The organism is Actinocorallia sp. A-T 12471 (genome assembly GCF_033875155.1).
Classification (GTDB): Bacteria; Actinomycetota; Actinomycetes; order Streptosporangiales; family Streptosporangiaceae; genus Actinocorallia.
Map to the genome: position 1 here is coordinate 1 of NZ_JAWZTE010000012.1, position 22,008 is coordinate 22,008.

The 22,008-nt window shown below is 72.6% G+C and carries 21 protein-coding genes and 1 pseudogene; 15 read left to right on the plus strand and 7 right to left on the minus strand.

Annotation, left to right across the window (positions count from 1 at the left end):
• Positions 1-262 precede the first annotated feature (262 nt).
• The 4 genes from R9X44_RS27425 to R9X44_RS27440 all read right to left on the minus strand — a co-directional run bounded on the left by R9X44_RS27425 (position 263) and on the right by R9X44_RS27440 (position 5,283).
• Entirely contained in the window at positions 263-1,270 is a 1,008-nt protein-coding gene (locus R9X44_RS27425) for an acyl-CoA dehydrogenase family protein (RefSeq protein ID WP_319817189.1), read from the minus strand.
• A 1-nt stretch (position 1,271) separates the two neighbouring features.
• Positions 1,272-2,498, minus strand: a complete 1,227-nt coding sequence (locus R9X44_RS27430; protein WP_319817190.1) for an acyl-CoA dehydrogenase family protein — start codon at positions 2,496-2,498, stop codon at positions 1,272-1,274.
• Position 2,499: 1 nt separating this feature from the next.
• Positions 2,500-3,591, minus strand: a complete 1,092-nt coding sequence (locus R9X44_RS27435; protein ID WP_319817191.1) for a hypothetical protein — start codon at positions 3,589-3,591, stop codon at positions 2,500-2,502.
• A gap of 267 nt (positions 3,592-3,858) precedes the next feature.
• Entirely contained in the window at positions 3,859-5,283 is a 1,425-nt protein-coding gene (locus R9X44_RS27440; RefSeq protein WP_319817192.1) for a PucR family transcriptional regulator, read from the minus strand.
• Positions 5,284-5,387: 104 nt separating this feature from the next.
• Between R9X44_RS27440 and uraD the strand changes: the two genes are divergently transcribed.
• The 12 genes and pseudogenes from uraD to R9X44_RS27500 form a co-directional block, all read left to right on the plus strand.
• Positions 5,388-5,885 carry a 2-oxo-4-hydroxy-4-carboxy-5-ureidoimidazoline decarboxylase gene (gene uraD, locus R9X44_RS27445; protein WP_319817193.1) on the plus strand — a complete coding sequence of 166 codons (498 nt, stop codon included), beginning with the start codon at positions 5,388-5,390 and terminating at the stop codon, positions 5,883-5,885.
• A complete protein-coding gene (uraH, locus tag R9X44_RS27450; RefSeq protein ID WP_319817194.1) occupies positions 5,882-6,178 on the plus strand; it encodes a hydroxyisourate hydrolase in 297 nt (98 codons plus the stop codon). The genes uraD and uraH overlap by 4 nt, the downstream gene beginning before the upstream one ends.
• Positions 6,179-7,039: a factor-independent urate hydroxylase gene (gene pucL / locus R9X44_RS27455; protein ID WP_319817195.1), complete on the plus strand. Its 861-nt coding sequence runs from the start codon at positions 6,179-6,181 to the stop codon at positions 7,037-7,039.
• Positions 7,027-7,878, plus strand: coding sequence for an FAD binding domain-containing protein (locus tag R9X44_RS27460; RefSeq protein WP_319817196.1), 852 nt, complete (start codon positions 7,027-7,029; stop codon positions 7,876-7,878). Before pucL ends, R9X44_RS27460 begins: the two co-directional genes overlap by 13 nt.
• On the plus strand, positions 7,869-8,342 hold the full coding sequence (locus R9X44_RS27465) for a (2Fe-2S)-binding protein (protein WP_319817197.1): 474 nt from the start codon (positions 7,869-7,871) through the stop codon (positions 8,340-8,342). Before R9X44_RS27460 ends, R9X44_RS27465 begins: the two co-directional genes overlap by 10 nt.
• Positions 8,339-9,691, plus strand: a complete 1,353-nt coding sequence (locus tag R9X44_RS27470) for an 8-oxoguanine deaminase (RefSeq protein WP_319817198.1) — start codon at positions 8,339-8,341, stop codon at positions 9,689-9,691. Before R9X44_RS27465 ends, R9X44_RS27470 begins: the two co-directional genes overlap by 4 nt.
• A 61-nt stretch (positions 9,692-9,752) precedes the next feature.
• A complete protein-coding gene (pucD, locus tag R9X44_RS27475; RefSeq protein ID WP_319817199.1) occupies positions 9,753-12,017 on the plus strand; it encodes a xanthine dehydrogenase subunit D in 2,265 nt (754 codons plus the stop codon).
• On the plus strand, positions 12,011-13,147 hold the full coding sequence (locus R9X44_RS27480; RefSeq protein WP_319817200.1) for a DUF6986 family protein: 1,137 nt from the start codon (positions 12,011-12,013) through the stop codon (positions 13,145-13,147). Before pucD ends, R9X44_RS27480 begins: the two co-directional genes overlap by 7 nt.
• On the plus strand, positions 13,144-14,460 hold the full coding sequence (gene allB / locus R9X44_RS27485) for an allantoinase AllB (protein WP_319817201.1): 1,317 nt from the start codon (positions 13,144-13,146) through the stop codon (positions 14,458-14,460). Before R9X44_RS27480 ends, allB begins: the two co-directional genes overlap by 4 nt.
• Positions 14,450-15,427 carry an allantoicase gene (gene alc / locus R9X44_RS27490; RefSeq protein ID WP_319817202.1) on the plus strand — a complete coding sequence of 326 codons (978 nt, stop codon included), beginning with the start codon at positions 14,450-14,452 and terminating at the stop codon, positions 15,425-15,427. The genes allB and alc overlap by 11 nt, the downstream gene beginning before the upstream one ends.
• Positions 15,428-15,976, plus strand: a complete 549-nt coding sequence (locus tag R9X44_RS27495; RefSeq protein WP_319817203.1) for a nucleotidyltransferase family protein — start codon at positions 15,428-15,430, stop codon at positions 15,974-15,976. It abuts the gene before it with no gap.
• Positions 15,969-17,081, plus strand: a pseudogene (locus tag R9X44_RS27500) (XdhC family protein); the annotation flags it as partial. The gene R9X44_RS27495 and the pseudogene R9X44_RS27500, both read left to right, overlap by 8 nt.
• Before the next feature lie 3 nt (positions 17,082-17,084).
• On the opposite strand, the gene R9X44_RS27505 reads toward R9X44_RS27500, so the two are convergent.
• Positions 17,085-17,729 carry an NAD(P)H-binding protein gene (locus R9X44_RS27505; protein ID WP_319817466.1) on the minus strand — a complete coding sequence of 215 codons (645 nt, stop codon included), beginning with the start codon at positions 17,727-17,729 and terminating at the stop codon, positions 17,085-17,087.
• 18 nt (positions 17,730-17,747) lie between these two features.
• The gene (locus R9X44_RS27510) at positions 17,748-18,350 is read right to left on the minus strand and encodes a TetR/AcrR family transcriptional regulator (RefSeq protein WP_319817204.1); all 603 of its coding nucleotides are present in this window, start codon (positions 18,348-18,350) and stop codon (positions 17,748-17,750) included.
• A 120-nt stretch (positions 18,351-18,470) separates the two neighbouring features.
• Here R9X44_RS27510 and R9X44_RS27515 point away from each other — a divergent pair, with 120 nt between their 5' ends.
• The 3 genes from R9X44_RS27515 (at position 18,471) to R9X44_RS27525 (ending at position 21,319) form a co-directional block, all read left to right on the plus strand.
• Positions 18,471-19,298 (plus strand): oxygenase MpaB family protein, encoded by an 828-nt coding sequence (locus tag R9X44_RS27515; RefSeq protein WP_319817205.1) that lies wholly within the window; start codon positions 18,471-18,473, stop codon positions 19,296-19,298.
• 116 nt (positions 19,299-19,414) lie between these two features.
• Positions 19,415-20,647, plus strand: a complete 1,233-nt coding sequence (locus R9X44_RS27520) for a hypothetical protein (protein WP_319817206.1) — start codon at positions 19,415-19,417, stop codon at positions 20,645-20,647.
• Positions 20,648-20,680: 33 nt separating this feature from the next.
• On the plus strand, positions 20,681-21,319 hold the full coding sequence (locus R9X44_RS27525) for a GNAT family protein (protein ID WP_319817207.1): 639 nt from the start codon (positions 20,681-20,683) through the stop codon (positions 21,317-21,319).
• Here the strand turns inward: R9X44_RS27525 and R9X44_RS27530 are convergent.
• Positions 21,316-21,942, minus strand: a complete 627-nt coding sequence (locus R9X44_RS27530) for a pyridoxamine 5'-phosphate oxidase family protein (protein ID WP_319817208.1) — start codon at positions 21,940-21,942, stop codon at positions 21,316-21,318. The genes R9X44_RS27525 and R9X44_RS27530 overlap by 4 nt on opposite strands.
• Positions 21,943-22,008: the final 66 nt, after the last annotated feature.

Sequence of the window (22,008 nt, forward strand, 5' to 3'; positions counted from 1 at the left end):
ACGGTGCGGTGCGCGTGCGCGTGCGCGTGCGCGGTGCGCGTGCGCGTGCGCGGTGCGCGTGCGCGTGCGCGGTGCGCGTGCGCGTGCGCGGTGCGGTGCGGGTGGGCTGTGGGCTGTGGGGAGTGGGGAGTGGGCTGTGGGCTGTGGGCTGTGGGCTGGGGGGAGAGGGCTACATGAGGTTGGGCGCGTTCGTGGCCAGGGGGTGGGGTTGGGTTGGGTGTGAGTGGGGTGGGGGTTTGGGGGTGGGTGGGGTTAGGTGGGGTTAGGTGGGGTGGGGGGTGTTGGGGGTGGGGTGGAGGGGGTGGGAGGTTTGGGCTCGGCGCCAGTAGAGGTGGGCGTTGTGGGACCAGGTGAAGCCGAGGCCGCCGTGGATGTGGATGAGGGAGTCGGTGGCTCGGGTGAGGGCTTCGCTGGACAGGGAGGCGGCGGCGGAGGCGGGGAGGGGGAGGCGGTCGGGGGCTGAGGCGGCGGTCCAGGCGGCCAGCCAGACGAGGCTGCGGACCAGTTCCAGGTCGACGTAGACGTCTACGCAGGCGTGTTTGACGGCCTGGTAGGAGCCGATGGCGCGGCCGAAGGTGTGCCGCTCCTTGGCGTAGGCGACCATCATCTCCAGGGATCGTTCCAGGGTGCCGAGGTCCTCGGCTGCCGCGATGACAGTGCCGAGGAGGGCGGTGTGTGCCCAGGCGGCGCGGGGTTCCGGGGGGTCGAGGACGGTGGCGGGCGCGTTGGTGAGGATGATGCCGCCCAGATCGCGGCTGGCGTCAAGGATCGCGCGGTCGATCGGTGTGGTTTCGGGGCCGCGCCGCACGGCGAGGATCCTTGGGCCCTGTGACGACTCGGCGAGCAGGAGGAACAGGTCGGCGGCGGTGAGGTTGGGGGCGAGGTCGCAGCGGCCGCTGACCGTGCCGTCGGCGGCGAGGTGGAAGTCGCCGTCGAGGACCGCCACTGAGGTGAGGCCGGTGGCGACCTCGGCCAGCAGGTCGTGCGCGCCGGACGCCTGGAGCAGCGGGACGGCGCGGGCCGCGGTGCCGATCAGGGGCGCGGGTGCGAGCACGCGGCCCGCCTCGGTGGCGATGACGGCGAGGTCGAGCACGGTGCCGCCGGCGGCGAGCACGTCGAGGTAGCCGACCTTCGCCAGTGCGGGGCGCAGGTCGGGGAGCGGGGAGCCGTCGAGTACGGCGCGCAGTTCGTCGGGGGCCCACTCGGCGGTGAACCAGGCCCGGGCGGCCGACTGGAGGTCGCGCTGGTCTTGGGAGAGGTCGAAATCCATGTCAGGCACCTGCCGTCTCGTGCTCGGCGTCCCGGGCCGCCGCGGGTTCGGGGCGCGGCTCCCTGGGCAGGCCGAGTACCCGCTCGCCCAGGACGTTCTTGAGGATCTCGGTCGCGCCGCCGGCGAGTTCGAGGCCGGGCAGCAGGCTGCGCACGTGCTGCCAGTGCGCCGAGCCGTCCGCGCCCGCGGCGAACGCGGCGTCCGCGCCGAGCAGGCTGACGGCGAGCTTGACGATGTCGCGGGCGAGCGCGGTGCCCGCGACCTTGCCCGCGCTGGCCTCGGGGCCTGGGATCTCGTCGCGCGAGAGCGCGGTGAGCCGGCGGTAGCCGGTCCAGCGGCAGGCGAGCGCGCGGACCTGGAGGCGGCCGAGTTCGTGGCGGACCACGGCCTGGCGTTCGGCGGGCAGGGTCGGCAGTACTTCGGCCGCGAGGTCGCCCAGGGCCTCGATGCTGCCGCCGAGATCGCCTCCGCCGCCGCCGATCGCCATCCGCTCGTTCAGCAGGGTCGTGAGCGCTACCTTCCAGCCCTCCCCCACCGGCCCGAGGACGGCGTCGGCCGGGACGGCGACGGAATCGAGGAATACCTCGTTGAAAGCGCTCGCGCCGCTCATCTGGCGGAGCGGCCTGATCTCGACGCCCGGGGCGCGCAGGTCGATCACGAACATCGTGAGGCCGCGGTGGCGCGGCGCGGACGGGTCGGTGCGGGTGAGGATCATGCCCCAGTCGCTGTAGTGCGCGCCCGAGGTCCAGACCTTCTGGCCGGTGATCCGCCAGCCGTCGCCGTCGCGCACGGCCCTGGTGGACACGCCGGCGAGGTCGCTGCCCGCGCCGGGTTCGCTGAACATCTGCGCCCAGATCTCCTCGGCCGACAGGATCGGCCCGAGGTATCTGCGCTTCTGTGCCGCGGTGCCGTGCTCGATCAGGGTCGGCCCGCACATGCCGAGGCCGATCTGGCCGACGAGCGGCGGCACGCCGATCCCGGCGAGCTCCTGGTCGATGATCGCCTGCGCCATGCGGGTCGCGCCGCCGCCGCCGTACTCGACGGGCCAGGTCGCGCCGACGAGGCCGCCCTCGTACAGCAGACGCTGGGTGCGCCGGTATCTCTCGACCTCCGCCGGGCTCTCGGGATCGGCTGGCGCGTTGCGCACCAGGGAGTGCAGGTGCTCCTCGAGGTAGGCGCGCACCCTCTCGCGGTGGGCGCGTTCACTCGGGCTGTCGTCGATGTCCATGTCAGCGGTCCTCCTCGGCGCGGCCCACGGGCGCGCCGTCGATGATCTGGTCGAGGTACTCGCTCATGCCGCCGCCCGGCTGTTCGGCGAGAGCCGGGCAGCGCCACTCGGTGAGGCCCTCGGCGATGCGGGTGGTGAGCGGGGAGCCGTCGGCGTCGGTGCGGCGGTTGCGCAGCGGCACCATGGACAGGACGGATCCCTCGACCTCGTAGGAGCCCTCGTCGGTGGCGAGGGTGAGGGACAGCGCCGTCTGGGTGGCGTTCTGCTCGTGCCAGACGGTGCGCAGGCGCACGTCGTGGATCTGCTCATAGCGGCCTTCGCGGAAGACGACGCCGCCGACGGTCCGTGATCCGTCGCGGCGCGCGATGACGCTCGCGACGAACCCGGCGTCCCGCCCGAAGTTGCCGGTCAGCCAGCGGTACCACCAGGGCGACTGCCAGTGCCGTGGCCCCCAGGAGTGGTCGCGCAGCCCCGGGGCGCGCACCCGCCACTCGCGGTCGCCGACGCGCACGGAGCCCGTGGAGACGATGTGCTGCTCGTAGTGGCCGCGCGCGAAGTCGCCGCCGTGGGTCTCCGGCAGCGGCCCGCCGTCCTCGGCGACGGCCTCGCCGCCGAGCATCGGGGAGACGCCCTCGACGGTGAGGTCCACCGTGGCCTTCGCCCGTGGGCTCGTGGCGTAGGCGGTCTTGGGGTCGGCCATGACGAAGCCGTCGGCGAGCCTGATGACCTCGCCCTCGAAGGACACGGCGAGTTCGCGGAACGGCTCGCGCACCTCGAAGGCCATGCCGCCGGCGGCGAATCGCGCATTGTCCGCGATGGCGGGGCGCGCGTAGTCGAACGCGATCTCGCCGTCGGGCAGGTAGAGGCAGACGGTCCGCTCGGCGTAGCCCTGGTTGGCCCGGTTGCCGAGCCGCACCCACCCGCCGATCCGCTCGACGGGATCGAAGAAGTTGAAGTACATCGACTCGTTGAAGTGCTCCTCTGGCCCGAGCTCGTGCATGCCCTCGTCCTCGGGGTCGAGCCGCAGCCGCACCCCCGGCGCGATCGCGCCGCTCGACCGGCTCCGCTTCTCCCCTGCTCCGTCCGCCGCCATACCGCTCACCCCTCCAAGAACTCGACCGGGGCACGCTCGGCCCCGGACGGCCCGGCGCGCCCCGCCCGAACCCCGAGCGACGCGAACCTGAGCCTGACGTCACATACATAAACACGACCGCGCCGACCCCGTCAACCTGGCACTTCACCCCCTGTGGAAAACCCGGCGCGCCGCAGGAACAGGTCACGACGAACACCGATAAGTCGGAAAAGAAAACGCCCCCGTTCGCCGTGTGAGCGGCGGTGAACGGGGGCGTGGTCCGGGCGGTCAGCGGCGCAGGCGGAGTGCCAGGTGGAAGTCGACCCTGTCGGAGAAAAGATCGAGGTCCCGGCCGGTGAGGTCGGCGATGCGGCGCATGCGGTAGCGGAGGGTGTTGACGTGGACGTGCATGACGCTGGCGCAGCGGGTCCATGAGCCGTCGCAGGCGAGGAACGCCTCGAGGGTGCGCAGGAGTTCTGAGCCGTTGCGCGCGTCGTAGTCGACGAGGGGTTCGAGGAGGCGGTCGGCGAACGCCTGGCGGGCCGTCGCGGGGATTCCGGCGAGCAGGAGGTCGTGGGAGGCGAGTTCGTCGCAGCTGACGACGCGGGAGCGGCCGGGGCGCTCCAGGGCGTAGCTGTGGGCGTGACGGGCCTCGGTGAGTGCGGCGGCGAGACCCTGCGCGCGGGCCGCCCTGCTGACGCCGACGGTCACCCGGGTCGCGACCGACGTCCGGTGGACGTCCTCGCGCAGTTCCGCGAGCAGCCCCGGCGCGTCCGGCACGACGGCGACGGCGGTCCCGTCGAGTTCGGCGACCGCCCCGTTCGTCAGTTCCTCCAGGAGCGCGCCCGCCGGGCCGGCGGTGAGGGAGCCGACCAGGACGAGGTGGCCGGCGTCGGGGTCGAGGCCGCAGGCGCGCAGCGCGGCCGCCGGGTTCTCCTCGGCCGCCAGCGCCGCGACGAGCTGGGCGGCGAGCCGACGCTCGACCTGCCGCGCGCTCTCGGTCCGCGCGAGGTCGAGGGCGGCGAGGGAGACGAGTTCGTCCATGCCCTCGGGCGAGACGCTGGCGACGAACCTGCCGCCGAGCCGGGGTACGCCGGGCAGCCCCTCGATGCGGTACAGCCTCCCGTCGACGGTGGCGGCGGCGGGCAGTCGGTCGGCGGACAGGAACGCGGTCGCGAGCCTGCGCGCTTCGGGCAGCCGCCCTCCGGCGAGAATCCTTCCGGACGAGCCGATCGTCCAGGCGTGCACGGTCGGCCACACCTCGCGCAGGGTCGCGCCCGAGGTCAGCGCGGCGATCAGCCCCCGGTGACGGCTCCGCGCCGCGAGCGCCGCGGCCTCGCGCTCCGCCCACAGGACGGTGGCCATGCGCTCGGTGATCTCGCGGAAGGACACGTCGGCGGGTACGGCGAACAGAGGGACGGCGTGTCTGCGACATGCCTCGACGAGGTCTTCGGGCACCGAGCCGAGCAGCCCCTCCCCCGCGCCGAGCGCGGCGATCCCCGCGCGCGCGAGGTTCTCCACGAACACCTCGGAGTCCGACGGGTCGCGCCGCCACATCAGCCCGGTCAGCACCATCTCGCCGCCGACGAGGTAGCGGCCGGGGTCGAGGAGGTCGGTGGTGAAGCTCGACCGCAGCGGCCGGTCGAGCTGCTGCTCGCCGATCAGGACGGGCAGGCTCCGGCCGGGTTGCTCAAGCACGTCCCTGAGCTGCATGGTCCCCTCCTTGTAGCGGTCTCCAAAGAAGCTAGCCCCCCGTTGTTTCATCTTCGGTGCTTCGCACGTTTCGGCGGTGCTACCCGGGGAGATTGACTCGAGTCATGACGATGGCGGACTTCAACGCCTCGCCTCCGCAGGAGGCCGAGGAGGGGCTGCTGGCCTGCTGTGCCGTCCCGCGCTGGGCGCGTGAGGTGGCCGCTGGGCGGCCCTACCCCGATCCCGAGACCTTCGCCGAGGACGCGATCGGCGTCCTTGACGGCCTGTCCTGGGACGAGGTCCTGACAGCGCTGGCCGCCCACCCGAGGATCGGGGAGCGTGCGGCGGGCCAAGGCAGGGAGGCGTCTTGGTCGCGCCAGGAGCAGTCGGCTGCCGCGACCCCCGACGACGCCGTCAAGGAGGCTCTGGTCTCCGCGAACGTCGCCTACGAGGAGAGGTTCGGACATGTCTTCCTCATCCGCGCCACAGGCAGGAGCGCGGGGGAAGTCCTCCAGGCGGCCCTCGACAGGCTGGGCAATGACCCGGCCGCCGAGCGCGCCGTCGTACGCCGCGAGCTCGCCGCGATCGTCAGGCTGCGGCTGGAGAAGCTGGTGAACCCATGAGTCTTTCCACGCACGTCCTGGACACCACGTCGGGACGTCCCGCGCAGGGCGTCCCCGTAACGCTCGACAGTCTCGGCCCGCAGGGGTGGGAGACGGTGGCGACGGGGACGACCGATGACGACGGCCGGATCTCCGGCTGGCATGTCGGGCCTGGCCGGCACCGGCTGACGTTCGACGTGCCGAGGTCGTTCTTCCCGGAGGTGTCGATCGTCTTCGACGCCGACGGGCGGGGCCACCTGCACATCCCCCTGCTGCTCAGCAATTTCGGCTACACCACATACAGGGGTTCGTGAATGAAGTTCAGCCTGGGTCCGAACGGTTACGGCAAGGCCGAGTGCCGCCTCGTGCGCGTCGAGCGCGACGGCGGCCGGCACGCGCTGACCGACCTCAACGTCAGCACCAAGCTCTCGGGCGACCTGGAGGCGACGCACCTCACGGGCGACAATTCCGGCGTCCTGCCCACTGACACGCAGAAGAACACGGTCTACGCCTTCGCCCGGCAGTTCGGGATCGGCGAGATCGAGCTGTTCGCGACGTCGCTGGCCAGCCATTTCGTCGCGTCCCAGGAGCAGATCACCAAGGCCCGCGTCGCGATCGACGCCTACTCGTGGGACAGGGTCGGCGACCACTCGTTCGCCAAGGCGGGGGGCGAGATCCGCGCTGCGGTCGCGACCGTCACCTCCGACGGGGCGTGGATCACCGGCGGGCTGCGCGGGCTGACCCTGATGAACACCACGGACTCGGAGTTCCACGGCTTCCCGCGCGACGAGTACACGACGCTCGCGGAGACCTCGGAGCGCATCCTGGCCACCGACGTGGCCGCGACGTGGCGGTTCGGGACCCTCGACGTCGACTGGGGCCCCGCCTACACGCTGATCCGCGAGTCGCTGATCTCGGCTTTTGTGGAGACCTACAGCCTGTCGCTCCAGCAGACGCTGTACGCGATGGGCGCGCGGGTGCTGGAGAAGGTCCCCGAGGTCGCCGAGGTGCGGCTGTCCCTGCCGAACAAGCACCACTTCCTGGTCGATCTATCGCCTTTCGGGCTCGACAACCCCGACGAGGTGTACTTCGCCGCCGACCGGCCGTACGGGCTGATCGAGGGGGGCGTGGTGCGCGACGGGGCCCCGGACGAGGGGCTCGCATGGAGTTCCTGAGCCCCGCGGGCTGGGATGACGCCCTCGCCGTCAAGGCCGGGCGGCCGGACGCGGTGCCGCTGGCGGGCGGCACCGACGTCATGGTCGAGCTGAACTTCCGCAAGCGGCGTCCGGACGCGCTCCTTGACCTCACGCGGGTGGGTTCCCTGCGCGAGTGGTCTGAGGCCGACGGGATGCTCCGCATAGGCGCGGGGGTGCCTTACGCGCGGATCATGGCCGAGCTGGGCGACAGGTTGCCTGGCCTCGCGCGTGCGGCGCGTACCGTCGGGTCTCCTCAGATCCGCAACCGGGGCACGCTGGGCGGCAACCTGGGATCGGCCTCCCCTGCGGGCGACGGACACCCTCCCCTGCTTGCAGCGGACGCGCTCGTGGAGGCGGCCTCCGTACGCGGCGTCCGTACGATCCCGATAGGCGAGTTCTTCCTCTCGCCGGGACGCAGCGCGCTCGCCCCCGACGAGCTGATCTCGGCAGTCCTTGTGCCGCCCGCTCCGGGTCCGCAGCAGTTCGCCAAGATCGGCGCGCGTAACGCGATGGTGATCGCGGTGGCGTCCTTCGCGCTCGAACTGCGGCCGGAATCCCAGGCCGTCGGCACGGGCATCGGCTCGGCGGGCCCGACGCCGCTGCGCGCGGCCGAGGCCGAGGCGTTCGCCGCGGCCGAGCTGCCGTGGGGGTCGCGGGCCGAGCTGACGCCCGGGCTCACCGCGCGGTTCGGCGAGCTCGTCGCGGCGGCCGCCTCCCCGATCGACGACGTGCGCGGCACCGCCGCCTACCGCCGCCACGCCCTGAACGTGCTGGCGCGGCGCACCCTGACCTGGGCCTGGAGCGAGCTATGCGGGTGACCTGCAAGATCAACGGAGTGGAGCGGACCGCCGACGACGTGTGGGAGGGCGAGAGCCTCCTGTACGTGCTGCGCGAGCGGCTCGGCCTCCCCGGCAGCAAGAACGCCTGCGAGCAGGGCGAGTGCGGCTCGTGCACGGTCTACCTCGACGGGCTCGCGGTGTGCGCGTGCCTCGTCGCGGCGGGTCAGGCGGCGGGCCGCGACGTCGTCACCGTCGAGGGCCTTTCCGAGGGCGACGACCTCGACCCGGTGCAGAGCGCGTTCCTGCGCGCGGGCGCGGTGCAGTGCGGGTTCTGCACGCCCGGCCTGATCGTGTCCGTGCACGACCTGCTCGCGCGCACGCCCGAGCCGTCCGACCCGGAGATCCGCGAGGCCCTGGCGGGCAACCTGTGCCGCTGCACGGGCTACGAGAAGATCATGGACGCGGTTCGCCTCGCCGCCGCCGAGGCGGGTGAACGCCGATGACCTCGACGCTCATCGAGAACGCCGCGATCGCCACGGTCGACGCGGCAGGGACCGAGTACGCGCGCGGCCATGTGCTGGTCGAGGACGGGGTGATCACGTCGGTCGGCGCGGGCGGGCCGCCGCGCCGGGCCGAGCTCGTCATCGACGGGACGGGCTGCCTGGCGACCCCCGGCCTGGTCAACACCCACCACCACCTGTACCAGTGGGCGACCCGCGCGTATGCGCAGGACTCGATCCTCTTCGACTGGCTGAAGGCCCTGTACCCGGTGTGGGCGGGGCTCGACGCCGACGTCGTGTACGCGACGACGGGGGCGGGCCTCGCCGCGCTGGCGTTGTCGGGCTGCACCACGAGCACCGACCACCACTACGTGTTCCCGCGCGAAGGCGGCGACGTATTCGCCGCGCAGGTGGAGGCCGCCCGGGCGATCGGGCTGCGCTTCCACCCGTGCCGCGGCTCGATGGACTTGGGCGCGTCGCAAGGCGGCCTCCCGCCTGACAACGTCGTGGAGACCACAGAGCAGGCCCTCGCCGCGACCGCGGAAGCCGTCGACATGTACCACGACCCGTCTCCCGGGTCGATGCTGCGCGTCGCCGTCGCGCCGTGTTCGCCGTTCTCCGTCACCGAGGACCTGATGCGGGAGGCGGCGTCGCTCGCGCGGGCCAAAGGGGTGCGGCTGCATACGCATCTCGCCGAGACCGTCGAGGAGGAGGAGTTCTGCCGGGAGCGGTTCGACTGCACGCCCGTGCAGTACGCCGAGCGGCTCGGCTGGGTCGGACCCGACGTGTGGCTCGCGCACACCGTCCACCTTGACGACGCGTCGATCGCGACGCTCGGCGCGACCGGGACCGGCGTCGCGCACTGCCCGAGCTCCAACGCGCGGCTCGGCGCGGGCATCGCGCCGGTGCGCGCGCTGCTCGGCGCGAACGTCCCCGTGGGGCTCGGGGTGGACGGCGCGGCCTCCCAGGAGGCCGGGAGGCTCGCCCCCGAGCTGCGCCAGGCGCTGTACTTCGCCCGCCTCGCCGGAGGCCCCGCCGCGCTCACCGCGCGCGAGGCGCTGCGGCTCGGCACGATCGGCGGCGCGCGCTGCCTCGGCAGGGAGGCCGAGATCGGCTCGCTTGAGCCGGGCAAACTCGGCGATATCGCCCTGTGGCGGCTCGACACGCTCGCCCACGCCGGGATCGCCGACCCCGTCGCCGCCCTCGTGCTGGGCACCGAGCCGCCGCTCGCCGCGCTGCTGGTCGCCGGCGCGCCCGTGGTCCGCGACGGACGACTCACCACGGCCGACGAGGACGCGCTGGCCGCACGGCTGACCTCGGCGAGCGCCCGCCTCGCCGGAGCCGCCACATGACGCCCGTGGAACACGACGCAGCAGGACAGGACGCCGTGTATGCGGTGCTGAGGAGGGGTCGATGACGGCGCATCTGGGGCTTGCGGCGAAGGTCGAGGCCGGTGTCGGGAGCAGCCCGGCGCGGCCTGACGGGCGGTTGAAGGTCACCGGGGAGTTCGCGTTCTCCTCGGATCTGTGGGCCGACCAGATGGTGTGGGGGGCGACGCTGCGCAGCCCGCACCCGCGCGCCAGGATCGTCGGGATCGACGTCGGGCCCGCGCTGGCGATCGCGGGGGTGCGCGCGGTGCTCACCCACGAGGACGTGCCGGGCCGCAAGGTCTACGGGCTGGAGATCGCCGACCAGCCCGTGCTCGCGTTCGACGAGATCCGCTACCAGGGCGAGGCCGTCGCGATCGTCGCGGCCGACCATCCGGAGACCGCCGCGCGCGCGGCCGCCGCGATCCGGGTCGAGTACGAGGTGCTGCCGCCGATCACCGACCCCGAGGCCGCGGTCCTGCCGGACGGGCCGCGCGTGCACGCCGACCGGCCGAACCTGCTGCGGCACGTGCCGATCCGCAGGGGCGACCCCGACGTCTCCGCCCCGGTCGTGGTCAGCGGCGTCTACGACGTCGGCATGCAGGACCAGGCGTTCCTCGGGCCGGAGTCCGGCCTCGCCGTCCCCGCCGACGACGGCGGCGTCGACCTGTACGTCGCGACGCAGTGGCTGCACTCCGACCAGGGGCAGGTCGCCGAAAGCCTCGGCCTTCCGCCGGACAAGGTGCGGTTCACCCTCGCCGGGGTGGGCGGCGCGTTCGGCGGGCGCGAGGACCTGTCGATGCAGATCCACGCGTGCCTTCTGGCGCTGCGTACGGGACGCCCGGTGAAGATGGTGTACGGCCGCGAGGAGTCGTTCTTCGGGCACGTGCACAGGCATCCGGCCCGTCTCTGGTACGAGCACGGGGCCGATGAGGACGGCCGTCTTGTGTACGTCAAAGCGCGCATCCTGCTCGACGGGGGTGCTTACGCGTCGTCGTCGCCCGCCGTGGCCGCCAACGCGGCGACCCTCGGTATCGGACCGTACGACGTGCCCAATGTGGTGATGGACGCGGAGGTCGTCTACTCCAACAACCCTCCGTGCGGAGCCATGCGCGGGTTCGGAGCCGTCCAAGCCTGCTTCGCGTACGAGTCGCAGATGGACAGGCTCGCGGAGGCCGTCGGGGTCGACCCGGTGGAGGTGAGGGTGCGCAACGCGCTCAAGGTCGGCGACCTGATGCCGACCGGGCAGGTCGTGGAGGGGGCCGCGCCCGTGGCGGAGCTGCTGCGGCTGGTGCAGGGGCGGCCCGCGCCAGGCCCGGCCGACCTGCTGCCGGGCGGCACCGCGAACACCACGCGCGGCGAGGGCGTCGTGCGCGGGGTCGGGTACGGGATCGGGATCAAGAACGTCGGGTTCTCCGAGGGGTTCGACGACTACTCGACCGCGCGGGTGCGGCTCGAACTCGTCGGCGACCGGCCCGCCGTGCTCGTGCACACCGCGGCCGCCGAGGTCGGGCAGGGCCTGGTCACCGTGCTCGCGCAGATCGCGCGGACCGAGCTCGGCGTCTCCCAGGTGACGATCGCGCCCGCCGACACCTCGGTCGGCTCCGCGGGCTCCTCGTCGGCCTCCCGCCAGACCTATGTGACGGGCGGGGCGGTCAAGGCGGCCTGCGAGGCGGTGCGGGAACGGCTGCTCGCCCGTCTCGGCGGCGGCCAGGGCCTGCGCCTCGCCGACGAACGCGTCGTGGACGCCACGGGAGCCCAGGTCGCCTCCCTCGCCGACCTCCTGGGCGGCGAGGCGCTCGAGGAGACCGTGGAGTGGCGGCACAAGCCGACCCACCCGCTGCACCCGGAGACCGGGCAGGGCGACGCGCACGTCCAGTACGCGTTCGCCGCGCACCGCGCGACGGTGGACGTGGACGTGGAACTCGGCCTGGTGCGCGTCGTGGAGATCGCGACCGCGCAGGACGTCGGCAAGGCCGTCAACCCGAAGGCCGTCGAGGGCCAGATCCAGGGCGGCACCGCGCAGGGCCTCGGCCTCGCGCTGCTCGAGGAGATCCAGGTCGTGGACGGCGTCGTGCGGAACCCGTCGTTCACCGACTACCTGATACCCACGATCATGGACATGCCGCCGATGTCGCTGGACATCCTGGAACTCGCCGATCCCGACGCGCCCTACGGGCTGCGCGGGGTGGGCGAGCCTCCGACGATCTCCTCGACGCCCGCGGTCGTCGCGGCGATCCGCGCCGCGACGGGCACGGCCCTCACGAGGGTGCCCGTGCGACCTGAGCACATCACGGGAACCGCATGCTAGAAGCGATCCACCAACGGCTCGACGCCCGCCTTGCCAAGGCGGACGCCGATCTTTCCGCGCGCTATCCGGGCGACCGGCCCGGCCGTCAGCCGGTGCACACCGTCTACGTCCCGGCCGACCGCCTCACGCCCGCCCTGCCCGCCGAGTGGGGCGCGGCCGCCCTCGCCGCCCTTGACGAGCACGGCGTCCCCTACGCACCCGACCTCGACGGCCTGGTCCGCGCCAAGCTCGCGGCCGAGCCGATCGAGGACCTTCGGATCGACTTCGAGGATGGCTATGGCAGACGTGACGACGCCCAGGAGGACGCGCACGCCCAAGCCGCCGCAAGGTTCCTCTCCGAGGGGCGCACTCCGTTCTCCGGCATAAGGATCAAGTGCCTGGAGGCCGACCTGCGCCGCCGCGCGGTACGCACACTCAAGATCGTCCTTGACGGGCTCGGCACGCTCCCGCCCGGCTTCGTCGTCACGCTCCCCAAGGTGACCTCGGTCGCCCAGGTGGAGGCGATGGTCGAGGTGTGCGCGGCGCTCGAGCCGGCGCCGGGCGCGCTGCGGTTCGAGATCCAGATCGAGACCCCGCAGTCGATCCTCGGCCCGGACGGCACGGCCCTCGTCGCGCCCATGATCCACGCGGCCGAGGGCCGCTGTACGGGCCTGCACTACGGCACTTACGACTACTCGGCCTCGTGCGGGATAGCCGCCGCCTACCAGGCGATGGACCATCCGGTGGCCGACCACGCCAAGGTCGTCATGCAGGCGGCGGCGGCCGGGACGGGGGTGCGGCTCAGCGACGGGTCCACCAACGTGCTGCCCGTTGGCGCGCGGACCGGGGAGGCGTGGGCGCTGCACTCACGCCTTGTCCGCCGCTCCCTGGAACGCGGCTTCTACCAGGGCTGGGACCTGCACCCCGCCCAGCTCCCCACAAGGTTCGCCGCGAACTACGCCTTCTACCGCGAGGGCGCGGAGGAGGCCGTCACAAGGCTCGACGCCTACCTGAACCGTAAGGAGAGCGGCTTCCTTGACGAGCCCGCCACGGCCCGCGCCCTCGCGTCGTACCTGCGACGCGCCCTGGACTGCGGCGCGCTCGCCCCGTCCGACCTGCCCTTCTCCCCGACCACCTTGGAGGCGCTGTGACGTACGCAGAGGGCCCGTTGAAGGCCGTCCGCGCAAGGCGGGTGCTGCTGCCCGACGGCGAGGGCCCCGCGACCGTCGTGGTGCGTGACGGGAAGATATCCGAGGTCCTTCCCTACGACGCCGAAGCCGAGGGCGTCACGGATCTCCCCGACCACCTCGTACTGCTGCCTGGCCTTGTCGACAGCCACGTCCATGTGAACGAGCCAGGACGCACCCAGTGGGAGGGCTTCTCGACCGCCACCCGCGCGGCGGCGGCCGGGGGCGTCACGACGATCGTGGACATGCCGCTGAACTCGCTCCCGCCGACCGTGGACGCCGCCTCCCTCGCGGTGAAGCAGAAGGCGGCCGAGGGCCAGATCCATGTGGACGTCGGCTTCTGGGGCGGCGCGATCCCCGGCAACGCGGGCGATCTCGCCGCGCTGCACGAGGCGGGGGTGTTCGGGTTCAAGAGCTTCCTCATCGACTCCGGCGTCCCTGAGTTCCCGCCGCTCGACCCTGCGGGCCTCGAGCAGGCGATGCGTACGGTGGACGCGTTGTTCATCGTGCACGCCGAGGACCCTTCGCTGGTCGGGGAGTCGCGTCCCGCCTTCCCGGACTTCGTGGCGTCCCGCCCTCCGGAGGCCGAGGCGGCGGCCGTAAGGACGGTGATCGAGGCGGCCCGCAGGACCGGCGCGCGCGCCCACATCCTGCACCTCGCCGCCGCCGACGCCCTCCCGTACCTGCGCGAAGCCCAGGCCGAGGGGGTGAAGATCACCGCCGAGTCCTGCCCGCACTACCTGACCTTGCGGGCCGAGGACGTCCCCGCTCTTGCGACCGAGTACAAGTGCTGCCCTCCGATCCGCGAGGGGGCCCACCAGGACGCCCTGTGGGAGGCGCTGAAGGAGGGCGTGATCACCTGTGTGGTGTCCGACCACTCGCCCTGCACGCCCGATCTCAAGGAGGGCGACTTCGCGACGGCCTGGGGCGGAATCGCGTCGGTGCAGCTCGGCCTGCCCGTCATGTGGACAGAGGCCAGCAAACGCGACATTTCACTCAGTACCCTCGTGGCATGGATGAGCCGGGCACCCGCCGATCTTGTGGGACTGCCCGCGAAGGGAAGGATCGCAGCAGGAGCGGACGCCGACCTCGTCGCGTTCGCCCCGGACGAGGAGTTCACCGTGGACGCGGCACGCCTCTTCCACCGCAATCCGGTCACGCCGTACCACGGCAGGACACTTCGCGGCGTCGTGCACACGACGTGGCTGCGCGGCGAGCCGACCGGCGGGCAGCCCGCCGGACGGTTCCTGCACCGAGAGGAAAGCGTTGTTCACTGAACTGCTCGATCTTGCGTCGCGCGCGATGGGCGGGACCGTCGTCTTCGCCAACGACGAGTTCTTCGCCGACCGCGAGAACCTGATCAACCCGCACCGCCCGACCTTCACCCTCGCGACCTTCGGGCACAAGGGCCAGATCTACGACGGCTGGGAGACCAGGCGGCGGCGCGAGCCGGGACACGACCACGCGATCGTGCGGCTCGGCGTCCCCGGGGTGCTGCGCAACATCATCGTCGACACCGCGTTCTTCACCGGCAACTACCCGACCGAGGCGTCGGTGGACGGCTGCTTCCTGCCGGACTACCCGTCGGCCGAGGACCTGGAGAAGGCGACATGGTTCCCCCTCATCCCCCGCTCGCCGCTTGAGGGCGACACAGAGAACTCCTTCCCTGTGCCGTCGGAGCGGCTGGTCACCCATGTGCGGCTGAACATCTTCCCGGACGGCGGCGTAGCCAGGCTGCGGGTACACGGCACGCCCGTCATCGACCCCTCGCTGGTCCCTGACGTGTTCGACCTCGCCGCCGCCGAGCACGGCGCTGCCGTCACCGACTGCTCCGACAGGTTCTACGGCTCCCCCAACCAGCTCCTGCTCCCGGGCCTCGCGCAGACCATGGGAGACGGCTGGGAGACCCGCCGCCGCCGTGACGACGGCAACGACTGGGTCGAGATCAAACTCGCCGCCCCCGGCCTGCCGCAGCTCATCGAACTCGACACCTCGCACTTCAAGGGCAACTGCCCGGGTACGGCGAAGGTGAGCGCGCTTGACGGGCCCGTGCTGCTGGAACCCGTCAGGCTCCAGCCCGACACCCGCCACAGGTTCCGGGTGAGCTCCGAGCGGCCGGTGGACGCGGTGCGGCTCGACATCTTCCCCGACGGAGGCATGGCACGCTTCCGGCTGTACGGCACGCTCCCCCCTGAGTCGCGCGCGGGCCTCACCGCGCGGTGGAACGCGCTCCAGGAGGACTGAATGCCCATTCCCGGCCTTCTGCTCGCCGCGGGAGCGGGACGGCGCTACGGCATGCCCAAGGCGCTCGTCCCGACCCCGGGCGATCCGGACACCCTGCTCGTCGAGCACGGGGTCCGGACGCTGCGGGAGGCCGGGTGCGCGCCCGTGGTGGCCGTGCTCGGCGCGCAAGCGCGCCGGGTGCCGCCGCTGCCGGGCGTGATCGTCGTGGTGAACGCGGACTGGGCGTCGGGGATGGGGTCGTCGCTGCGCACCGGCCTCGCCGCCCTGGAGGCCGACGCGGTGGTGGTGCTGCCCGTGGACACGCCCTGGATCACCCCTGAGGCCGTCGTGCGGGTCGCCGAGGGGGCGGGGCGGGGGTCGCTGCGGGTGGCGACGTACGAGGGGCGTCAGGGGCATCCTGTCGTCCTCGGGCGTGATCACTGGGCGGGGGTCGCCGCCCTCGCCGTCGGGGACGTGGGGGCGCGGCCGTATCTGAAGGCGCACGAGCACGAGCGGGTGCCCTGCGAGGACATCGCAGACGGCACCGACATGGACGTGCCCCTTGCGTGACGTCATGGACGACCTTCACGAGCACTGGGCTGCGGGCCGTGCCGTCGGGCTCGCGACGGTCGTGGAGACCTGGCGGTCCGCGCCGCGGCCCCCGGGGGCGGCGATGCTGGTGACGGCGTCAGGCGACGCCTTGGGCAGCGTGTCCGGGGGGTGCGTAGAAGGGGCCGTCTACGAGCTCGCGTACGCCGCCGCTACCGACCCGGATTTCGTGCCCGTGCTCGAGCGGTACGGGGTGAGCGACGATGACGCGTTCGCCGTCGGGCTGACCTGCGGCGGGACCATCCACGTCTATGTGGAAAGGGTGTCGCCCGAGACGTTTCCGCAGCTCGGCGGGGTCGTCGCGGACATCAGGGCGGGGGTTCCCGTGGCCGTCGCGACGTGCGTGGACCCCGCCGACGCCGCGCGGTTCGGCCGTCGTCTGGTGGTGCGCGCGGACTCGACCGAGGGGACCTTCGGCTCCGCCCGGCTCGACGAGGCGGTCACCGACGACGCGCGCGGCATGCTCGTCTCCGGGACCACCGGGACGCTCAGGTACGGCAGGGACGGCGAACGGCTCGCCGGGGACCTCACCCTCGCCGTCCAGTCCTACGCGCCGCGCCCGCGCATGATCGTCTTCGGCGCGATCGACTTCGCCGCCGCGCTCGCCCGCGCGGGGGTGTTCCTCGGCTTCCACGTGACGGTCTGCGACGCGCGCCCGGTCTTCGCGACCCGCCGCCGCTTCCCCGACGCCGACGCCGTCGTCGTGGAGTGGCCGCACAGGTACCTCGCGGCCGAGGCCGAGGCGGGCAGGATCGACGGCCGCACGGTCCTGGCGGTCCTCACGCACGACGCGAAGTTCGACGTCCCGCTGCTGGAGGTGGCGTTGAAGCTGCCCGTCGCCTACGTCGGCGCGATGGGCTCGCGCCGCACCCACGACGACCGGATGGCCCGCCTCCGCGAGACCTCGCTCACCGAGGCCGACCTTGCCCGCCTGCACTCCCCCATCGGCCTCGACCTGGGCGCGCGCACCCCGGAGGAGACCGCGATCAGCATCACCGCCGAGATCATCGCCGCCCGCTGGGCGGGCACCACGGCCCCCCTCACCGGCAGCCGCGGCCCCATCCACCACTTAGAGGGCGGCGGCGGCCTCTTCGATGGGGGTGTCGCCTTCGATGAGTTCGAGGGTCTGGCGGGTGGCCGTGCCCTGGGTGAGGAGGGCGGTGATGACCGAGGCGACGTCTTCGCGGGGGACGGGGCCACGGCCGGTGGAGGGGGCGAGGGTGACGCGGCCCTTGGCGGGGTCGTCGGTGAGGACGCCGGGGCGCAGGATCGTCCAGGCGAGGTCGCGGGAGCGCAGGTCGGCTTCGGCGGTGGCCTTGGCCTCGATGTAGGCGGCCCAGACCGCGTCCTTGGCCGGGTCTGGCTTGCGGTCGGCGCCCATCGAGGAGATCTGCACGAGCCTGTCGACGCCCGCGCGCTCGGCCGCGGCCGCGCACAGGATCGCCGCGTCCTGGTCGACCGTGCGCTTGCGCGCCGCGCCGCTGCCGGGGCCCGCGCCCGCGGCGAAGACCAGGGCGTCGAAGCCGGAGAGCGCGTCGGACAGCTCCCTGACGGTCGTCCGCTCCAGGTCGAGCACAAGGCCGGACTGTCCGGTGGCCTCGAGGTCGGCGAGGTGGTCGGGGTTGCGGACGAGGCCGACGGCTGAGCCGTCGGGCCACTGCCTGAGCAGGTGAAGGGCGATCTTGCCGTGGCCGCCCGCGATGACGATGCGCATGCCGCGATCATCGCAGGGTCACAGGTGGCGCTCGACCACCGTCAGGACAAGTGTCGCCACCCGTTCCTCAAGGTTCGCGGCGGTCATCGGGAGGGTTCCTTCCACCCAGCGGATCACCAGTTCGGCCGCGCCGCCCAGCGCGAAGTACATCGCCGCCTCGAACCCGGCGGGGTCGGCCGGGCGCAGTTCGCCGCGCGCGAGCTCGGCGAACATCGCGTACGTCGCGCGGCGGCGGCGCTCGAGCGCCGGGCTGCCCGCGGGCTCGGCGAGGCCCACCCGCGCGCGGCGCGGGTCGGAAGCGAACGCGGTGACGAACGCGGAGACCGACGCGCGCAGCCGTGCGCGCGGCTCCGGCTCGGCGAGCGCGGTGCGGCGCAGATGCCGGACGAGGTCGTCGAGCGCGCGGTCGTAGACGGCGAGGAGGAGCGCCTCGACGTCGGCGAAGCTCTCGTAGAAGTACCTGTCGTTCAGGCCGGCCCGCGCGCACACACCGCGCATGGTCACCGAGGCCCAGCCGCCGTCCCCCCACAGCTCGAGCGCGGCCGCGAGCAGGCGCTCACGCCGCTCGGCGGTGCGCTCGGTGGCCGAGCGGCCCCGGTAGGAACGTGTCGGAGATCCCATCGCCCCCCATCTTGACGGCTCGGCCGGGGAAACACATAGTCGGTGGCGGTTGCCACCAGATTATCCTTGAGGCGACCGACCAGAACACCCGACCGCCACCGCCGCAAGAAGGAGTCACCCGTGCAGCCCCTCGGCCCCACGTCCCTGACCTGGCGCTTCTTCGGAGACAACCGGGCCCTGCTCGTCGGGCCGCGCGCGGGCGTGCTCCAGCTGATGCTCCCCGAGCTCGGCCAGGGCGTCCTCGACCACTCGGTCTTCTTCTCCGACACCCTCGGCCGCCTCAAGCGCTCGGCCGGGCCCATCCTCAACACCGTCTACGGCGGCCAGGACGCGGCCGCCACCGGCGCGACGGTCCGCGACTACCACCGCGACATCAAGGGCGTCATGCCGGACGGCGACCGCTACCACGCGCTCGATCCCGAGATCTACTTCTGGGCGCACGCCACTTTCGTGGACCACCTCTTCTACGCCACCGAGACGTTCATGCGACCGCTCACCGAAGCCGAAAGACGCGTCATGTACGAGGAGTCGAAGACCTGGTACGCGATGTACGGCGTGAGCGACAGGGCAGTACCCGAGGACTGGGAAGCCTTCCAGGAGTACTGGCACAAGATGCTCACCGAGAAAGTCGCGGCGCACAAGTCGGCCAAGTACAGCGTCGGGTACGCCGAGAAGGGGCTGCCCAGGCCCAAGGAGGTCCCCGCCGTCGTCTGGAAGGTGATCAGCCGGCCCGTGAACGCCGTCGCGCGGTTCCTCACGGTCGGCGGGCTGCCGCCGGAGACCCGGAAGATCCTCGGCCTGCCCTGGTCGGCCGCCGACGAACGCCGCTACCGCACCTTCGCCAGGACGGTCCGGCGCGCCGACGGCCTGTGGAACGTGCTTCCCCGGGCCGTCAGGTACGCCCCGCCCGCGCGTGCGGCGTTCGCGCGCTACGGCAGCCCGCGCTAGCGCGCTTCAGCTCCTGGCAAACATTCGGTTCCGATCGCACAAGCGCGCGGACCGCCGCGCCCGCGTCGGCGATCCTCAGCCCCCAGGATCGCGGACGGGACGGCGGGGGGACACGGGTGCGGCGCTGGACACGGTGGGCGGCCTGGGGGCTCGCGTGCGCGCTCCTTTCCGGATGCGGAATTGGCGGAGACGGCTCCGCCGACGACTTGTCCGGACCGCCCGCGCCGGACACGCCCCCCGCCTCCGTCCCCGGCCCGACGCCGCTGGGCGACGGCTCCACCGCCGTCGCCGGCCCCCAGCCGCGCGCGTGGACCCCCGAGCGGCTCAAGCCGGGGGAACGCCCGCCCCAGTTCGTCGTGCTGTCCTGGGACGGCGCGGGGGCCACCGACGGGACCTTCGCCAGGTTCCGGCAGACCGCCCGCCTGCACGGCGCGACCATGACGTTCTTCCTGTCCGGCCTGTACCTCCTTCCGGAACGCGAACGCGCCCGCTACCGGCCGCCGCACAGGTCGCCCGGGGCGTCCGACATCGGCTACCTCAAGGACCGGCAGATCCGCGACACCATCCTCAACGTCGCCCTCGCCTGGCGGGAGGGCCACGAGATAGGCACCCACTTCAACGGGCACTTCTGCGGGCCCGATGGAGTGCGCTCGTGGACGGCGTCGGACTGGAAGAGCGAGATCCGCCAGGCCCTCGGGTTCGTCGGCTCCTGGAAGACGCACACCGGCTTCACCGACCTGCCGCCTCTGCCGTTCGACTACGCGGCCGAACTCGTCGGCGGACGCGCGCCCTGCCTTGAGGGCGGGCGTGCGCTGCGCAAGGCGGCGAGGCAGCTCGGCTGGAAGTACGACACCAGCGGGACCGGGCGTCAGGTGTGGCCGCGTGAGGTGCGCGGCCTGTGGCACCTGCCCATACAGTCGCTGCCCTTCCCCGGACGTACGGGCGAGGTGTTGGCGATGGACTACAACATCCTGCGCGCCCAGCTCCCCCACGGCATGTACGGCAGCGCGCACCAGCGGCCCAGGTGGCGCGCGCAGGCCGACGCGTTCTTCCAGGGCGGCTTCGACCGCGCGTACCGGGGGAACCGTGCCCCGCTCGTCATCGGGAACCACTTCGCGCACTGGAACGGCGGCATCTACCTCGACGCCGTCCACGACTTCCTTGTCCGCAACGCGCGCCGCCCGGACGTCAGGTTCGTCTCGTTCCGGCAGCTCGTGGCGTGGCTCGAGCTCCAGGACCCGGCCGTACTACGGGCTCTGCGCGCGCTACCCGTCGGCCAAGGGCCCATCGGAGGGTGGGAGTCGCTGTCGCCCGCGTCGGCCGGGGGCCTGCTGCCGAAAACCAGGTGACAGCCGGTGCCGGACGCACCACCATGGGTCGGCATGAAGCACTGGCCGCTTTATGACCTGCGGGTACGCACCCCGCGCCTCGAACTGCGTCTGCCGCGCGACACCGAACTCGACGCGCTCGCCGAGACCGCCGCGGCCGGAGTCCACCCGCCGGATGAGATGCCGTTCACGGTCCCGTGGAGCGACGCGCCGCCCGAGACCGTCGCGCGCCGCGTCATCCAGCACCACTGGCTCGGCCTGGCGAGCTGGCAGCCGGACGACTGGCGGCTGAGCCTCGCCGTGTTCGCAGGCGGCCGCCCCCTCGGCCTCCAGGACGTCTCCGGCCACGGGTTCGCCGTCTCCCGGCACGTCGAGACCGGGTCGTGGCTCGGCCGCGCCCACCAGGGCAACCGCTACGGCGTCGAGATGCGCGCGGCCGTCCTCGCGCTCGCCTTCGCCGGACTCGACGCGCTCACCGCGGGAAGCGCCGCGCACACCGACAACGCGGCGTCCAACGCGGTCTCCCACAGGCTCGGCTACGCCACCAACGGCCGCACCTTCACCGAGATCCAGGGCCGCCGTGTGGAGGACGTCCGCTACCTGATCGACCGCGAAGCCTGGGCCGCGCACCGCACCGTCGAGACCGAGATCACCGGGCTCGAACCCTGCCTGCCGCTGCTCGGGCTCGCCTAGACCTCGCGGTAGAGCGACCGCTCGTAGCTCTCCGGCGCGTAGTACGCCTCAAGCTCCGCCACGCTCTCCGGGGTCTCCATCGTCTCCTTGACGAGGTTCGCGTGCGAAGGCAGCACATCGGGCTCCCAGGTGGCCGGCCGCCACAGCCCCGAGCGCAGGAACGCCTTGGCGCAGTGGAAGAAGATCTGCTCGACCGCCACCTCGACGGCCAGGATCGGCCGGTGGCCCTTCACGACGAGCTCGTCGAAGTAGGGTGCGTCGCGCACCAGCCGCGCCCGCCCGTTGACGCGCAGCGTCTCGTTCCGGCCGGGGATCAGGAACAGCAGCCCGATCCCGGGATTGGCGAGGATGTTGCGGTAGCCGTCGGCGCGGCGGTTGCCGGGGCGCTCGGGGATCGCGAGGGTCACCCGGTCGATGACGTGCACGAACGAACCCGTCGGGTCGCCCTTCGGGGAGGCGTCGAGGTTGCCCGCCGCGTCGCCCGTGGCCATCACCAGGAACGGGGAGGCCGCGATCCACTCGAGATCGCGGTCGTGGAGTGCGACTCTTTCCTTGGCCACCGCACGCGGCGTCGGCTCGCCGAGCAGCTCGCGGAGCTCGGCCTCAGAGGTGATCTCGCTCATCAGACCATACAAACAGATCGGAAGAACCCGGTCACTCCATTAAAGTAGCCGCACTCGAACCGCGTG

What these genes read in the sequence shown, in the direction of transcription:
- R9X44_RS27460 (WP_319817196.1), top strand. Translation starts at nt 7,027, where the DNA reads ATGGAGTTCCTGAGCCCCGCGGGCTGGGATGACGCCCTCGCCGTCAAG.
- R9X44_RS27495 (WP_319817203.1), top strand. Translation starts at nt 15,428, where the DNA reads ATGCCCATTCCCGGCCTTCTGCTCGCCGCGGGAGCGGGACGGCGCTAC.
- R9X44_RS27525 (WP_319817207.1), top strand. Translation starts at nt 20,681, where the DNA reads ATGAAGCACTGGCCGCTTTATGACCTGCGGGTACGCACCCCGCGCCTC.
- pucD (WP_319817199.1), top strand. Translation starts at nt 9,753, where the DNA reads ATGACGGCGCATCTGGGGCTTGCGGCGAAGGTCGAGGCCGGTGTCGGG.
- pucL (WP_319817195.1), top strand. Translation starts at nt 6,179, where the DNA reads ATGAAGTTCAGCCTGGGTCCGAACGGTTACGGCAAGGCCGAGTGCCGC.
- R9X44_RS27470 (WP_319817198.1), top strand. Translation starts at nt 8,339, where the DNA reads ATGACCTCGACGCTCATCGAGAACGCCGCGATCGCCACGGTCGACGCG.
- R9X44_RS27480 (WP_319817200.1), top strand. Translation starts at nt 12,011, where the DNA reads ATGCTAGAAGCGATCCACCAACGGCTCGACGCCCGCCTTGCCAAGGCG.
- R9X44_RS27440 (WP_319817192.1), bottom strand. Translation starts at nt 5,283, where the DNA reads ATGCAGCTCAGGGACGTGCTTGAGCAACCCGGCCGGAGCCTGCCCGTC.
- R9X44_RS27510 (WP_319817204.1), bottom strand. Translation starts at nt 18,350, where the DNA reads ATGGGATCTCCGACACGTTCCTACCGGGGCCGCTCGGCCACCGAGCGC.
- uraD (WP_319817193.1), top strand. Translation starts at nt 5,388, where the DNA reads ATGACGATGGCGGACTTCAACGCCTCGCCTCCGCAGGAGGCCGAGGAG.
- R9X44_RS27425 (WP_319817189.1), bottom strand. Translation starts at nt 1,270, where the DNA reads ATGGATTTCGACCTCTCCCAAGACCAGCGCGACCTCCAGTCGGCCGCC.
- R9X44_RS27435 (WP_319817191.1), bottom strand. Translation starts at nt 3,591, where the DNA reads ATGGCGGCGGACGGAGCAGGGGAGAAGCGGAGCCGGTCGAGCGGCGCG.
- uraH (WP_319817194.1), top strand. Translation starts at nt 5,882, where the DNA reads ATGAGTCTTTCCACGCACGTCCTGGACACCACGTCGGGACGTCCCGCG.
- R9X44_RS27505 (WP_319817466.1), bottom strand. Translation starts at nt 17,729, where the DNA reads ATGCGCATCGTCATCGCGGGCGGCCACGGCAAGATCGCCCTTCACCTG.
- R9X44_RS27465 (WP_319817197.1), top strand. Translation starts at nt 7,869, where the DNA reads ATGCGGGTGACCTGCAAGATCAACGGAGTGGAGCGGACCGCCGACGAC.
- R9X44_RS27530 (WP_319817208.1), bottom strand. Translation starts at nt 21,942, where the DNA reads ATGAGCGAGATCACCTCTGAGGCCGAGCTCCGCGAGCTGCTCGGCGAG.
- R9X44_RS27430 (WP_319817190.1), bottom strand. Translation starts at nt 2,498, where the DNA reads ATGGACATCGACGACAGCCCGAGTGAACGCGCCCACCGCGAGAGGGTG.